Annotated in this window: 9 protein-coding genes; 3 read left to right on the top strand and 6 right to left on the bottom strand. The window is 77.3% G+C overall.

Going from position 1 to position 14,142, the window contains the following annotated elements:
• Positions 1–28: 28 nt before the first annotated feature.
• Positions 29–1,804 carry an acyl-CoA dehydrogenase gene (locus ACZ6CZ_RS31835; protein ID WP_469028133.1) on the bottom strand — a complete coding sequence of 592 codons (1,776 nt, stop codon included), beginning with the start codon at positions 1,802–1,804 and terminating at the stop codon, positions 29–31.
• Complete coding sequence (locus ACZ6CZ_RS31830) at positions 1,798–4,167, bottom strand: fatty acyl-AMP ligase (RefSeq protein WP_469028131.1); 2,370 nt, start codon at positions 4,165–4,167, stop codon at positions 1,798–1,800. Before ACZ6CZ_RS31830 ends, ACZ6CZ_RS31835 begins: the two co-directional genes overlap by 7 nt.
• A 427-nt stretch (positions 4,168–4,594) precedes the next feature.
• Here ACZ6CZ_RS31830 and ACZ6CZ_RS31825 point away from each other — a divergent pair, with 427 nt between their 5' ends.
• The 3 genes from ACZ6CZ_RS31825 to ACZ6CZ_RS31815 all read left to right on the top strand — a co-directional run bounded on the left by ACZ6CZ_RS31825 (position 4,595) and on the right by ACZ6CZ_RS31815 (position 8,503).
• Complete coding sequence (locus ACZ6CZ_RS31825) at positions 4,595–7,192, top strand: AfsR/SARP family transcriptional regulator (protein WP_469028129.1); 2,598 nt, start codon at positions 4,595–4,597, stop codon at positions 7,190–7,192.
• Between the two features lie 144 nt (positions 7,193–7,336).
• Positions 7,337–7,531, top strand: coding sequence for a hypothetical protein (locus ACZ6CZ_RS31820; RefSeq protein ID WP_469028126.1), 195 nt, complete (start codon positions 7,337–7,339; stop codon positions 7,529–7,531).
• A 69-nt stretch (positions 7,532–7,600) separates the two neighbouring features.
• Entirely contained in the window at positions 7,601–8,503 is a 903-nt protein-coding gene (locus tag ACZ6CZ_RS31815) for a hypothetical protein (RefSeq protein WP_469028125.1), read from the top strand.
• Positions 8,504–8,854: 351 nt separating this feature from the next.
• Here the strand turns inward: ACZ6CZ_RS31815 and ACZ6CZ_RS31810 are convergent, their stop codons facing one another.
• The 4 genes from ACZ6CZ_RS31810 to ACZ6CZ_RS31795 all read right to left on the bottom strand — a co-directional run.
• Complete coding sequence (locus ACZ6CZ_RS31810) at positions 8,855–9,103, bottom strand: hypothetical protein (protein ID WP_469028123.1); 249 nt, start codon at positions 9,101–9,103, stop codon at positions 8,855–8,857.
• A 460-nt stretch (positions 9,104–9,563) separates the two neighbouring features.
• A complete protein-coding gene (locus tag ACZ6CZ_RS31805; protein ID WP_469028120.1) occupies positions 9,564–10,400 on the bottom strand; it encodes an alpha/beta fold hydrolase in 837 nt (278 codons plus the stop codon).
• 30 nt (positions 10,401–10,430) lie between these two features.
• Positions 10,431–11,462 (bottom strand): ketoacyl-ACP synthase III family protein, encoded by a 1,032-nt coding sequence (locus ACZ6CZ_RS31800; RefSeq protein WP_469028118.1) that lies wholly within the window; start codon positions 11,460–11,462, stop codon positions 10,431–10,433.
• 30 nt (positions 11,463–11,492) lie between these two features.
• Positions 11,493–14,142: polyketide synthase dehydratase domain-containing protein (locus ACZ6CZ_RS31795; RefSeq protein WP_469028116.1), on the bottom strand; the 2,650-nt coding region annotated here is incomplete at its 5' end.

Below are 14,142 nucleotides of genomic sequence, written 5' to 3'. Positions count from 1 at the left end.
GGCTCCTTGTCCTGATGCTCGGGGCCGCTCAGCCCGGAAGCGGTGTGTTGTACAGGTCGAAGCTGCGCCGGTCGCCGTAGCGGGCGAGGACCTCCTGGTGGAGCCGCGCGGTGCACTCGGCGGGCAGGCCGGTGGCGGGGGTGCCGAGCCGCTGGGCGATGCGGTGCAGGGCGGCGGTCGCCCAGGCGGGGTCGGCGAGGAACGGGTCGGGGCCGGAGCGGTTGTGCCACCACACGCCGAGCACGCAGGCGGCGGCGAGCACCAGCACGTACCGGTCGGTCAGCGCGAACCAGGCCGGGCCGACCGGGCGGGCGGGGTCGGGCGGGGGCAGCGCGAGCACCCGCCCGCGCAGCTCGTGCAGTTCCGCCGTCAGCTGGCCGGCCAGGGCGCGCAGGGCGCGTTCGACGGGGCCGCCGCCGGGCAGCGCCGCGCCGACCTCCAGGAGGGTGGCGCTGACGCTGTCCCGGCCGCAGGCCAGGGCGAGGCGGTCGTAGGCGAACGGGGGCAGCGGGGTGCCGGGGCGGAACAGCGCGGCGGGGGCCTCGGCGCCGGTGAACCAGGACGCCTCGGCCAGCGGCCGCAGCTGCGGGATGATCGTCGCCTGGCAGGCGACGGTGCCGGCGTGGCCGAGGCTGACCACCGGCACGTCCCTGATGTGCTTCTGGAAGACGCCCACGGTGCCCTCACGGGCGTAGATCCGCGAGCCGAGCACGGTCGCCAGGTCGTACATGGTGTCGCTGAGCACCCGGGGCAGCAGCAGTTTGACCGCCGAGGAGTACACGCTGGTCTCGGCGGGCAGCAGGTGCAGCGCCCGGGTGGCGACGACCGCGAGGCAGTCGTACAGCAGCAGGTTGACGAAGGCGCCGGCGAGCGTGGCGGAGGTGTGCTGCGGGTCGGCGGGGGCGAGGCCGGCGCGGCCGGGGCCCTGCGAGCGGTCCACCAGGACGGCGGTGCGCAGCGCGGTGTCGACGGCCGCGGAGACCAGGGACGCCATCAGGGTGCGGCTGACCTGGAAGGAGCGCAGCGCGGTGACCACGCCGCCGCCCAGCGGGCCGAGCAGGGTGTCGTCCGGGACGACGCACCCGTCGAGTTCGACGCCGGCGAAGTAGCAGCCGCGCAGGCCCAGGGCGGCCGGGCGGCGGGTGACGCGGTAGCGGTCGGCGGGCAGGGTGTGCGGGTCGAGCAGCAGCGCGGAGTGGCAGCCGGTGAGTCCCTCGTCCGCGGTACGGCAGAACAGCACGAGGGCGTCGGCGCGGTGCAGGTTGTTGACGACCGGTTTGCCGCCGGTGACCGACAGGGCGCCGGGCAGCACCTCGGCGCGGACCTGGCTGCGCACGAAGTCGTTGGTGTGCGCGGTCTCGTGCTGGGCGATGGCCGCCTTGGAGCCGCCGAGCAGCAGCCCGGCGAGCCACCGGCGCTGGCCGGGGCCGCCGTGCATCCACACGTCGGAGGCGGCCATGAAGGTGGTCATGCCGTAACCGGTGCCGAGGGAGACGTCACGGCGGAAGACCGGGCGCATCACCCGCAGCAGGGTCTCGGCCGAGTCGAAGCGGCCGCCGAGGTCCACCGGGACGAACTCGTGGTTCATCCGGAAGTCGTCCAGCAGCGCCTCGCCGTCGGCCGACAGCACGGCACGGCGGTCGGCGCGCAGCAGGGCGCGGTGGCCGACCGGGTTGTCCGGGTCGGCCGGGTCGCCGAGCAGCGCCTCCAGGCGGGCGACCCGGGCCGGGGCGTCGCTCTCCGGCCAGCCGGGTCCGGGCGGGCGGGACAGCACGGCGCCGTTGGGCGGGCCGTCATTCACCACGAAGTGCTCCGCGACCGGTCGGCGGCGGGGCGGGTGGCGTCCCCGTCGGCCTCGAGGTCGGCGGTGGTGTGGATCAGGGCGCGCACGGCGGGGTCGAGGACCTCGTAGAGCGGCGAGAGCCGGCCGGTCAGGAAGAGCTTGCGCATCAGCGTGCGCTGGATCTTTCCGCTGGTGGTACGGCGCAGGGTGCCGGGGCGGACCAGGGCGATGTTGGCGGCCGGCACGTCGAAGTTCTGGCCGACCAGGGCCTGCACCCGGCGGGCCAGCGCCCGCAGCCGCTCGGTGTCGGCGCGCGGCGCCCTGACCTCGTGCACGACGACGAGCTGCTCCCGGTCGGCGTCCACGGTGAACACCGCCCCGTGCCCGGCGCCGAGCGCGGGACTGATGTCCCGGATCGCCCACTCCAGGTCCTGGGGGTAGAGGTTGCGCCCGTTGAGGATGATGACCTCCTTCAGCCGCCCGGTGATGTACAGCTCCCCCTCGTGCAGGGCGCCGAGGTCACCGGTACGCAGGAAGGTGCCGGGAGTGCCGGGGGTGTCCGGGGCGCCGGGGGCGGGGCAGGTCCCGGCGGCCGTCGCGTCCCCCGGTGCCGGTGCCGGTGCCGGTGCCGGTGCCGGTGCCGGTGCCGGTGCCGCGGGAGCCTGCGGGGTCTGCGGAGCGTGCGGAGCGTGCGGGGCGTGCGGGGCGTGCGGGGACGTGGCGCCGGCGGGGGTGAAGAGGGCGCTGTTCATGCCGCCCATCACCGGGCAGCCACCGGCGCCGCCGGAGCCGAACGCGGCACGCATCGCGGCGTGGAAGGCGGCGCCGGGCACGGCGGGCCGCCCCTCTCCCCCGGCACCGGGCGCCGCGTGGAACGCTCCGTGCGCGGTGGGCGCGGCGTCGGTGGACCCCGTGGGTGCGGCGCCGGCGTCCGCGGCTGCCGCGGGCGCCGCTCCGGCGGTGTCCCGGGCCACCGGGCAGGCGTCCCCGGCCGCTGCCGCGCCGTCCGCCGCTGCCCGGGCCGGCGGCTCGGTCCCGGGCGACAGGCCCGCCGGGGTGGCGTGGAAGGTGTGGGCGGTGTCCAGGGGCTGGCGCCAGTAGCCCTGAGCCACGCTGGGGCCGCGCAGCCAGATCTCGCCGACGTGGCCCGGGGGCACCTCCTGTGCGCTGACCGGGTCGACGACGCGCAGGTCGAGGTCGTGCGGGCGGCCGTTGGCGATCAGCGTGCGGGCGGGGGCGCCCGGGGCCGGGGCCCGCAGCTCGTCGTGCTCGAGGGCGGCGGCGTCCACCGTGAGCCGGCGGGCCGGTTCGCCCGGACGGCCGCCGGAGACGACCAGGGTGGCCTCGGCGAGGCCGTAGCCGGGGTAGAGGCTCCCGGCGCGCAGACCGGCCGGGGCGAACCGGCGGGCGAAGGCGTCCAGGGTGGCCGCGCGGACCGGTTCGGCGCCGCACAGGGCCAGCCGCCAGCTGGAGAGGTCGAGTTCGGCGAGCTGGGCGTCGGTGACCCGGCGGGTGCACAGGTCGTAGCAGAAGTTGGGGCCGCCGCCGACCGTCAGGCCGTACTCGCCGATCGAGCGCAGCCAGCTGACGGGCCGCTTGATGAAGGAGACGGACGGCAGCTGGACGCAGAACGCGCCCAGCCACAGCGGGTGCAGCACATGCGCGATCAGGCCCATGTCGTGGTAGTGGGGCAGCCAGCTGGTGAAGCGGTCGGCGGTGGTGGTGCCGAGCAGCCGGTGCAGCGCCTCCTGGTTGGCCAGCAGGTTGCGGTGGCTGACCATCACGCCGCGCGGCCTGCTGGTGGAGCCGGAGGTGTACTGCAGGAAGGCCAGGTCGTCCGGGCCGGTGCGCGGGGCACGCCAGGAGCCGGGGTCGGCCTGGTCGAGGTCGGTCGCCAGGCAAACCGTTTCTCCACGGCCGGTGACCGCCAGCCACAGCGAGGTGTCGGCCGCGTGCTCGGCGTCGGTGAGCACCAGCCGGGCCCCGGTGTCCTTGAGGATGCCGGACACCCGCTGGAGCCGCTCGCCCCGGTCGCCGGGCAGCGGTGCGGGCACGGCGATCGCACCGGCGTACAGGCAGCCGGTGAAGCCGACGAGGAACTCCGGGCCCTGCGGATAGAGCAGCAGCACGGGCTGTCCCTGGGCGCCGTGTTCGCGCAGCCGTACCGCCAGCGCGCGGGCCCGCCGGTCCAGTTCGGCGTAGGACAGGTGGCGGGGTCCGCCGGGGTCGGTGAGGAAGATCTGGGCGTCCGCGTCGCCGAGTCGGTCGGCACGCTCCCGGAGCAGCTCGGTGAAGGTGGGGAAAACGGCGGTCAACGTGGGCTCCCTCGTGGCGCTTTCGATACGGGGCGCAGGACGCCCCTCCTGCCGCCAAGGCCCGCTCATGCTCGGCTCACGGCCTAAAGCGCCGCTTGCGATCCGGCCACCGGTTCCGGGGAATTAGGGGTACGCCTGTCCGAATCTGGGGGGCCGCCGGTGCCTACAGTGAGGACCCGGAGCCGCCGGTCCCCGTCGCCGGAGACCCCCGGAGATCCCCGCCCGCCCCGCGACGCCGTGCACACGCCCTCGCCGGGGCGGCCGCCGCGGCCGCCCGGGGACCGGACGGGACGGGGGCCGGAATCCGGCGTACGGCAGCGCCGGCACGGGGCCGGACGCCGCCGCGGTGCGGCGGCGCCGGGCAGCACGGCACGGGCAGCACGGGCCGGTACCGGCAGTACGGCCGGCACGGCGGGCACGGCGGGCGTCCGCCGGCGCGGCGCGCCGGGACGCGAGCCGGTGCGGCCTGCGGAAGCAGCCGAAGAAATGGGGGAACATGCGTTTTCGGATTCTGGGTCCGCTGGAAGTCACCTCGCCCGGGTCGGCCGTACCGGTCACGCCCCGGGCGGCGAAGATCCGCGCGGTGCTCGCCACCCTGCTGGTGCGGGCGAACGAGGTCGTCTCGGTGGACAGCCTGATCGACGAGCTGTGGGGGGAGAACCCCCCGCGCACCGCCACGACCACGCTCCAGGTGTACATCTCGCAGCTGCGCAAGCTGCTGCACGCCGCCGACCCCGAGTACGGCCGGGACGCGCTGGTCACCCGGCCGCCGGGATACGCGCTGTACCTGGACCCGGCGCAGCTGGACCTGGCGGTCTTCGAGGAGCTGCACAGCAGCGGCCGGGAGGCGCTGCAGCGCGGCGACCACGTCGCGGCGGCCGACCTCCAGAGCCGGGCGCTGGCGCTGTGGCGGGCGCCGCTGGCCTCCGACACCCCGCACGGCGCGCTGCTGGACCGCACCGCCGTACGCCTCGCCGAGGTGCGGACCGCCGCGCTCGAACAGCGCATCCGCGCCGAGCTGCAACTGGGCGGGCACCAGAACCTGGTCGGGGAACTCCAGGCGGTCGTCACCGAGCTGCCGATGCGCGAGGAGTTCCACGCGCTGCTGATGGTGGCGCTGTACCGCACCGGCCGGCAGGCGGACGCGCTGCGGGTCTTCACCCAGCTGCGGCGGGCGCTGGTGGACGAGCTGGCCATCGAGCCGGGCCGGCAGCTGCAGCAGCTGCACCAGCGGATCCTGGCCGGTGACCCGGAGCTGCTGCGGCCGTCGGCCCGGCCGGCCGGGGCGCCGGCGGTGACGGCCCCGGCCGGTGCGGCCCCGGGGCAGGTGCGGCTGCCCGGGCAGGCGCTGGACCGGCTGCCCGCACGGGACCCGGTGTTCGTGGGCCGCGCCGAGGAACTGGACCGGCTCGGGGCGCTGCTGCGCGACGTCCCGGCCGGCGGCTGTGTGGCCGTCACCGGGGCGGCCGGCACCGGCAAGACGGCGCTGGCCGTGGCCGCCGCGCACGAGCTGGGCGGGCTGTTCCCGGACGGGCGGGTCTTCCTGGAGCTGGACGGGCTGGGCGCGGCGGACCCGGCGGGCGCGCTGACCGCGCTGCTGCGCCGGTTCGGGGTGGCCGGGCCGCTGCCGCCGCAGGAGGCCGAGCTGCGCCGCGTCCTGCACCGGCTGACCGAGGACCGGCGGATCCTGCTGGTGCTGGACGGGGCGGTGTCGCCGGCCCAGGCGCGGGCGCTGCTGCCGGACACCGCGGGCAGCACCGCGCTGCTGACCGGGCGCCGGCTGCCGCCGGAGCTGACCGGCCGGGCGCTGGAGCTGGACGTGCTGCCGCAGGACGAGGCGCGGCGGCTGTTCACCGCGGCGGCCGGCCGGCTGGTCCCGCCGCGCGGCGGGGAGGCGTCGGTGCGGGAGGTGGCCGCGCTGTGCGGGGGGCTGCCGCTGGCCCTGCGGGCGGCGGCCGCCCGGCTGGCCTCCCGCCCGCACTGGGGCCCGGAGATGCTGGCGGCGCGGCTGCGCGAGCAGCCCCGGCGGCTGGCCGAGCTGAGCGCGGCCGCGCCCGGCTTCGAGGACCGGCTGCGCTCCTCCTACGAGGAGGCCGCCCCGGCGCTGCGGCGCGGCTTCCGGCTGCTGGGCCTGGTGCCGGCGGGGCCGTTCGGGGCCCGGACCGCGGCCGCGGTGCTCGGCGAGGACGTCCTCAAGGCCGAGGAGCTGCTGCGCGCTCTGGTCGAGGCGCGGCTGCTGCGCGGGGTGGCGGACGGACCGGACCGCGGGTCCTACCGGCTGCACGAGCTGTGGCGGCTGCTGGCGCTGGAGTGCCTGGCCGCCGAGACACCGGCCGAGGAGGCGCGCACGGCCACCGCCCGGCTGGCCGCCGAGTGCGCCGGGCGGACCGCCGCGGCCGAGGGGGCCGCCGAGGTGGACGGGCTGCATCCGCTGGAGTGGTTCGCGGAGCGGCAGGACGGGCTGGTGGCGGTCGTACGCCGCTGTCACGCGGCGGGGCTGTGGGCCGCCGCGGTGGCGCTGGCGGACGCGCTGACCGGGCTGCTGGAGGCGCGGGCCGCCTGGGAGGCGTGGGAGACCTGCCACACGCTGGCGCTGGACGCGGCGCGGCGGCGGGAGGACCTGGCCGCCGAGGCGCGGCTGCTGCGGTCGCTGGGCGACCTGGCCTGGCAGCGGCGGCAGCTGGTGACGGCCGCGGAGTTCTACGAGCGGGCGCTGCTGACCGCCGACGCGGCGCCGGCCGCCGCCGAACGGGGCCGGGCGCTGGTGGGGCTGGCCGACCTCCAGCTCGACGCCGGCGGCCTGGAGGGGGCGGCCGCGCTGCTCCCGACCGCGCTGGACGCGGCCGGCGACGACCTGCGGGGCCGGTACGAGGCCCACCGGGTGCTGGGCCTGCTCAGCCTGGAGACCGACGGCCCCGACGGCGCCCGTACGCACTTCACCGAGTGCCTCGCCCTGGCCACGGCCCTGCGCGACTCCCGGCTGGAGTCCTACGCCGACCGCTGGGTGCGGCGCACGCACGGCACCGGCGACCAGCCGCGGGGGTGGTCGGAGGTGCGGCCGGGGGTGTGGCGGCTGGCGGCCTGCGCGGTGTGAGGCGCGACGGGTGCCGGGCGGGTGCCGGTGGCCGGACGCAGCGCGCGCTTTAGCGCGGGGCGGGTTGATGCGGGGTGGCTTCCGGACGGCCCACCGCTGTGCGGTCCGGGGCCGCGTACGGTCCCTGCTGCGTGAGGAGGTTCCATGTCCGGCCCCGCCGGCATTCCCGCCGACACCCCCGCCGACCCCCCTGCCGGCATCCCCGCCGACGTCTCCGCCGCGGCAGCCGCCGCGGAGGAGGACGCCGGGCGGAGCACGCCGCGGCTGCAGAGCGCGGTGACCGCCGACCTCGAGGAGCTGGTCGCCGAACTCGACGAGGACGGAGCGCTCGGCGGCTGATCCGCCGGAACGGGGCGGGGCCGCCGCCCGGCGGCCCCGCCCCGGACCAGAGACGTGGAAGGTGCCGGGATGACGGGTGCGACGACGGGTGCGGTGAGCGCCCGGACGGCGCTGCTGCGCGGTTACGCGCCCGCGGTCGCCGCCTACCGGGACCACCGCCGGCAGGTGCAGAAGGAGTCGGTGCTGGGGCGGGGCCCGCTGCTGGGCGCGCTGCTGGCCGGGCGGCGGGCGGCGCTGGCCCGGCTGCGGGAGGCGGTGTGGCTGCGACGGCTGTCCGACGCGACCGCACGGCAGGTGGCGGCGGTGCTGGCCGACGGCCGCTACCGGGAGCTGATCCCGCTGCGCGTCCCGGACTTCCTGCCGCTGATGGAGCTGCGGCTGCCGTTCCTCGCCGAGACGACCGTGCTGCGCCACCCCACGCACGCGCCCGCCGCCGAACTGCTCCCCCGGCTGGAACCGCTGCGCCGCCGCGCCCAGGAGGTGCGGCGGGTGCTCGCCGAGTCGCGGCTCGACGTGCCGGTGCCGTTCCGCAGCGTCGACGACGACGGCCGGCTGGTGGTGCACGGCCTGGACGCGCCCACCGTGGAGGCGCTGGCGGGCCTCGCCCACGAACTGGGCCACTGTCTGTACGAGCGGGCCCGCCCGGTGCGCGACGTGCTCGGCCAGCTGGCCTCCGAGCGGCTGGCGCAGCAGCTGGAGGAGCGGGTCGTCGCCGCCTACCTGCGCCGCCACGGCAGCCCCGAGGAGCGCCACCGGTGGTGGGTGTGCCAGCGCCGGCAGGACGCGCTGAACCTGCACTACTTCCTGGCCGAGCGCGCCGAGCTGTACGGCGCCCCGGCCCCGCCGGCCCCGGTCGCCCTGGACGCGACCAGCACGTTCCGGGAGTCCCTGTTCACCCTCCCCGGCTACCAGGTGGTGTACGCCAGGGCCTCGCTGGCCCGGCTGCCCGTCACCGGCCGCGCCGGCCCGTGAGGGCGCCCCGCAGCACCCGCCGGGCCCGCGCCGGGTCCACGCCAGGAAGGACGACGACACCATGAACACCCCCACCCTGCCCACCCTGCCGACGGTGCCGCCCGCCGCGCGGCGCGGTGACGGGCGGCCCGCCGGGCCCGCCGGCCTCGAGACGGTGCGCGCCCGCTACGCCGCCCTGCTCGCCGGGGGCGGCGGCGCGGCGCCCGGCGGCGACTGGGCGGGCACCCCGCCGCCGTACCTCGCCGGGCGGCTCAACCACGGCCGCTGGCCGGCCCCGCCGCCCGGCGGCGAGGCGCTGGGGCTCGCCGGCGCGTCGCTGGTGGAGTTCGGCACCGGGGCGCTGCGGCTGCGCTACGCGACCGCGCTGAGCCCGCGGGTGCTGCGGGAGCTGGGGCTGTCCGGGTACCGCACGGTGCTGCCGGGGCCGCGGACCACGGCCCGGCTGACGGAGGCCGTCGACACGCTGCCCGGGCTGTCCCCCGAGGCGGCGCACGCGGTGCGGGACTTCGTCGGCGCGGTGGTGCTGCTCAAGCCCCGGCCGGACCTGGCGCCGCTGGGCGAGACGATGTCGTCGTGCTCGTACGGCGCCCTGCCCTTCACCGTGTTCCTGACCGGCCTGGGGCTGCACCGGCTGCCGCCCGGTTTCATGTTCACCGAGCCGTCCGTCTACAGCCTCCAGGAGTCGCTGTTCCACGAGGCGCTGCTGCTGTGGCTGAACGAGGCCGGGCGGGTCGCGGACGCCTTCCGCTCCGAGCGCAGCCGTACCGCGAGCGTGTACGTCTCCTGGCAGAACGAGTGGTGGAGCGCGGACCGCTGTCTGCGCGAGCTGTTCGTCTACGCCCGGCTGCCCGCGTTGCGCGCGGCCGCCCTGGAACGCACCTCGGGGGCGCAGGCGGCCCTGCTGGAGGAGGCGCTGCGCTCGGCCGGCGCCTGCGCCCGGGAGCTGCTGCACAGCCTGGCCGGGCGGCGCGGTCTGCTGGCCCGGCCGGGCTGGGAGCTGCTGGAGGGGCTGGCGGAGCTGCTGCCGGTCCGTACGGCCCCGGTCCCTGGCCGGCCGGTGTCAGCCGGCCAGCACCTCGCGCACCTTCGCCGCGAAGGCCCTCGGATGCGTCTTCAGGCCGATGTGCCCGCCGGGGAAGGCCTCCAGGGGGGTGCCGAGCCGGGCGGCGAGGGACTCGGCGCAGCGCCAGGACCAGTTGCGGCCGGAGGTGGCGCCGGCCGCCGGGACGACCCGCGCCGGGCCGGACTTGAGCCGGTCGAGCATCTCGTCGTCGAACTGGTTGCGGCGGAACTGCGGGACCTCCTTGCCGATGAAGAACTCGATGTTGTCGGTCTGGTCGGCGCTGGTCGGCTCCAGGACGACGCCGGGTTCGACGTCGGCGACGCTCAGGTCGATGCGGTTGAAGGCGGCCATCTCGCGCACGGCCGCCGGCCAGCCCTCGGCGGCGTACAGGGCCTCGATCTTCACCAGCGCCTGGGCGGCCTCGGCCCGCTCCCCCGGCTTGAGCAGGCCGAGGACGAGGGGCTCGTGGGCGATGGCGCAGCGCACCTGTCCGGGGTGGCGCACGGCCAGGTGCAGGGCGATGTTGGCGCCGATGCTGGAGCCGAGCACCAGGGCGGGTTCGTCGGTGAGGGCGGCCAGCAGCAGGTGGGCGTCCTCGGCGTTGGTCTCGGGGGTGACGGCGTCGACGGGTTGCGGCAGCCGGCTGCGGGACAGGCCCCTGCGGTCGTAGGTGACGACCGTGTAGTCGTCGGTGAGCAGGCCGACGAGGTCGTCGGTGCGGGAGGCGTCCCCGCCGCCGCCCTGGATGACCAGCAGCAGCGGCCCGCTGCCCCGGACGTCGTAGTGGATGTCGCAGCCCGGGGCGGACAGGACGGCGGATCGGACCTCGGTCATGGGTGCTCCTGGAGCGGTGGGCGGCGGGTGTTACCAGGCGGGTACGGCGGTGATGGTCAGCACCGCGGAGGAGCTGATCCAGCCGGGGCCCTGGGAGAGCAGCAGGACGTGGTCGCCGGGGGCGAGTTCGCCGGTGCGGATCAGGTGGTCGAGGGAGATGATCAGGTCGGCGGCGCCGACGTGGCCGACGGAGCGGCCGTACTCCCAGCTCGAGCGGGACATCGGCAGGCCGAGCGGGGCGAGCACCGAGAACTCGACCATGCGGCCGTCCTGGTTGATGGGGATGACCCGGGCCAGGTCGGCGGCGTTGATCCCGGCGTCGACCAGGGAGCGGTGGACGACGGACAGGTCGAACTCGCCGATGCGCTCCACGGTCTCGGCCAGCGGCATCTCCCGTTCGTTGAACAGGGCGGCGCGTTCGGCGACGGCGACCTCGGCACGGGTGCCGTCCCGGGGCGGCAGCAGCGACTCGTCGCCGCGGTGCCACTTCTCCAGCTCCGGCAGGGTGCCGGAGTTGATGGCGCGCAGCTCGGCGAAGCCGCCGGCGGCGCTGACGACGGCCGCGGCGGCGCCGTCGGCGAGGATGTAGGAGTCGCCGAACCCGCGCCAGCGGTCGATCAGCGGGGTGGAGAAGTTCTGGGCGCAGGTCAGCAGCGCGGTCTCCACCTCGGCGGCGCCGGTGATCTGCCCGACGGCGATCTCCAGGGCGGCGAGCATGCCGTTGCAGCCCTGCCGGATGTGCAGGGAGGGCACGCTGCCGGTGCCGAGTTCACGCAGCACGTAGGCGGGCGGGTAGGAGCCGTCGGGGCCCTGGTGGTAGACGCCGCTGTGGATGTGGGACTCGATGTCGGCGGCGTCGAGGCCGGCCCGTTCCAGGGCGGTGCGGGCGGCGGTGACCGCCATGTCGAGTGCGGGGATGTCCGGGGCGACGTGCGTGCCGGTCAGCCCGCTCGCCTTGTACACCTCCTCGTCGTACAGGCCGTCGGCGACGCCCTGTTCGGCGCTGATCCGGTCGGGCAGGAACACGCCGACGGAGTCGATGAAGACGCCTTCAGTTCTCATTGCCGGTCTCCTCGAAGGTGTCCGTGGCGGTCAGGGGGCGAGCAGTCGCTGCTGGAGGTGGCGGGCGAGTTCGGCCGGGGTCGGCTGGTCGAAGACCACGCCGGGCGGCAGCCGCAGGCCGGTGACCGCGTTGAGGGCGTTGCGCAGGGCGAGCGCGAGCAGCGAGTCGAAGCCGAGTTCGCGGAACTTCTGCTCGGGGTCGATCGCCTCGGGCGTGGCGTGGCCGAGTACGGCGGCGGCGTGCGAGCGGACCAGGTCGAGCAGGGTCCGCTCGCGGGCGTCGTCGTCGAGCGCGGCCAGCTGCTGGCGGAACGAGGGGCCCTCGTCGCCCGCGGTGTCCCGGGCGCGGCGCCGGGCGGGCCTGCCGAGCAGGGTCCGCAGCAGTGCCGGGGCCGGCCGGCCGCCGGCCCGGCGGCCGAGTTCCTCGAACGCGGGCCTGGCCACCAGGGCGGTGGGCTCGCCGAGCGCCCAGGCGGCGTCGAGCAGGTCGAGCAGGTCGGACGCGGGAACGGGCACGAACGCCGGGGCGGTCGCGGCCTCGGCGGCCGGCCGGCCGGCCGGGCTCCAGGGCCCGTACGCCACCGCCACGGCCGTGTCCCCGGCGGCCCGGCGGACGTGGGCCAGGGCCTGCTGGTGGGCGGCGGCCACGGCGGCCGCCGCGTGCCCGGTGCCGCCGAGCAGGCCGTGCGCCGGGGCCAGCAGCAGGAAGGCGCTGACCTCGCGGCCCGCGGTGGCCGTGTGCAGGGCCTCCACCGCGGCCGCGTCGGCCGCCGCCGACGCGCTGAGCGCGTCCGGGGCGAGGTCGGCGGCCACCGCGGGCTGCCCGGGCTCGCTGACGTGCAGCACGGTCCGCAGCGGGCGGGCGGCGGGCAGTTCGTCGAGCAGGGCGGCCAGCGCGGACGCGTCGGCGGGGTCCTGCGCGGCGACGGCGACCCGGGCGCCGAGCCCGGTCAGGTCGGCGGCCAGTTCCCGGACACCGCCCGGCCGGGCCGGGTCCTCCAGGAGCAGCACGTCCCGTACGCCGTGCGCGGTGACCAGGTGCCGGGCGACGAGCCGGCCCAGGGGGCCGCCGGCCCCGCCGAGCAGGGCGGTGCCGGCCGGGTCGGCGGCCGGGGCGGGTGCCGCGGGGCGGACGCGGGCCAGCCGGGGCACGCGGACCGTGCTGCGGCGCAGGGCCAGCTGGGACTCGGTGCCGGACAGCTGGGCCACCAGGGAGCGCCAGGAGGCCTTGCTGCCGTCGGTGTCGGCCAGCACGAACCGGCCGGGTGCCTCGTCCTGCAGGGCGCGCACCAGTCCCCACACCTCGGCGGCGTCCGGGACGGGCGTGCCGTGGGCCGGGGTGGCGCCGCGGGTGAGGACGGCCATGCGGGCGTCGGCGAACCTGCTGTCGGCCAGCCAGGTGCGCAGCGCCGGCAGCACCCGGGCGGCCTGCCGGTCGCCGTCGGCGCAGACCAGGACCACGTCGGGCCGGGCGGTGCCGTCCGACTCGATCCTGGCGGCGAGTTCGTCGAGGTCCGCGTAGGCCTCGGCGTAGGTGCCCGCCGCCATCAGCCCGGAGCGGGCCCGGAGGGGGTCCGCGCCGATGACGGCCCAGGTTCGGGGCGCGTCCTCGGCCGGTCGTACGGCGGGGGCGTCCACCCAGGTGACGTGGAACAGCGCGTCGCGCTGGGCGGCCGAGGCGTGCCGGATGTGCGCGGCGGCGGCCGGGCGCAGGGCGACCGCGTCGACGGTGGCCGCCGGGGTTCCGGTGGCGTCGGCGAGGGTCAGGGCGACGGTGCCGTCGGGGGCCGGGGTGACGGCGACCCGCAGGGTCTGCGCGCCGCTCGCCCGCAGGGTGACGCCCCGCCAGTCGGCGGGCACCTGGAGGCCGTCGCCGGGGGCGGCGGCGCGCACCGCGTGCAGGGCCGCGTCGAGGAGGGCGGGGTGGATGCCGAAGGCGGCGGCGTCGGCGCGCTGCGCCTCGTCCAGGGCGACCTCGGCGAACACCTCCGCGCCGCGCCGCCACAGCGCGCGCAGTCCGCGGAACGCGGGCCCGTAGGCGTGTCCGTGCTCCTCCAGCCCGTCGTACAGGCCGGTCACGTCGACGGCCTGCGCGGCGGTCGGCGGCCACACCGTCAGGTCGGGTGCGGCGGTGTCGTCGGGGGCCGTCTCCTCCAGGGTGCCGGTGGCGTGGCGGGTCCAGGCGGAGCCCTTGGCCTCGCCGTCGGGCCGGGAGTGCACCGCGAGGGTGCGGCGGCCTTCGGTGCCGGGTTCGCCGACCTCGACGCGCAGCTGGACGCCGCCGCGCTCGGGCAGCACCAGCGGTTCCAGCACGGTCAGTTCGCCGATCCGTTCGCAGCCGGCCTCGTCGGCCGCGCGCAGTGCCAGTTCCACGAACGCCGTGGCGGGCAGGACGGCCCGTTCGGCGAGGGTGTGCTGGGCGAGCCACGGCTGGGTGCGCAGGGCGAGCCGTCCGGTGAGAAGGACGGCGTCGGTGCCGGGCAGTTCCAGTGCCGTACCGAGCAGCGGGTGGTCCGGGCCGGCGCCGCCGGTGCCGGTTCCGGTGCCGCCGGTGGCGGGCTCGTGCGGGGCCAGCCAGTAGTGCTGGTGCTGGAAGGGGTAGGTGGGCAGGTCGGCGCGGTGTGCGGTGGGCGGGGCGACGGCGGACCAGTCGACCGGTACCCCCTGCGCCCAGGCCTGA

It is taken from the genome of Streptomyces sp. NPDC041135 (assembly GCF_055592085.1).
This window is presented reverse-complemented; position numbering and strand designations above follow the sequence as displayed.

Bases quoted from the DNA above. Each gene is read 5' to 3' on its own strand.
- ACZ6CZ_RS31820 (WP_469028126.1), top strand. From the start codon at position 7,337: ATGTCCGGCCCCGCCGGCATTCCCGCCGACACCCCCGCCGACCCCCCT.
- ACZ6CZ_RS31805 (WP_469028120.1), bottom strand. From the start codon at position 10,400: ATGACCGAGGTCCGATCCGCCGTCCTGTCCGCCCCGGGCTGCGACATC.
- ACZ6CZ_RS31830 (WP_469028131.1), bottom strand. From the start codon at position 4,167: ATGAGCGGGCCTTGGCGGCAGGAGGGGCGTCCTGCGCCCCGTATCGAA.
- ACZ6CZ_RS31825 (WP_469028129.1), top strand. From the start codon at position 4,595: ATGCGTTTTCGGATTCTGGGTCCGCTGGAAGTCACCTCGCCCGGGTCG.
- ACZ6CZ_RS31800 (WP_469028118.1), bottom strand. From the start codon at position 11,462: ATGAGAACTGAAGGCGTCTTCATCGACTCCGTCGGCGTGTTCCTGCCC.
- ACZ6CZ_RS31815 (WP_469028125.1), top strand. From the start codon at position 7,601: ATGACGGGTGCGACGACGGGTGCGGTGAGCGCCCGGACGGCGCTGCTG.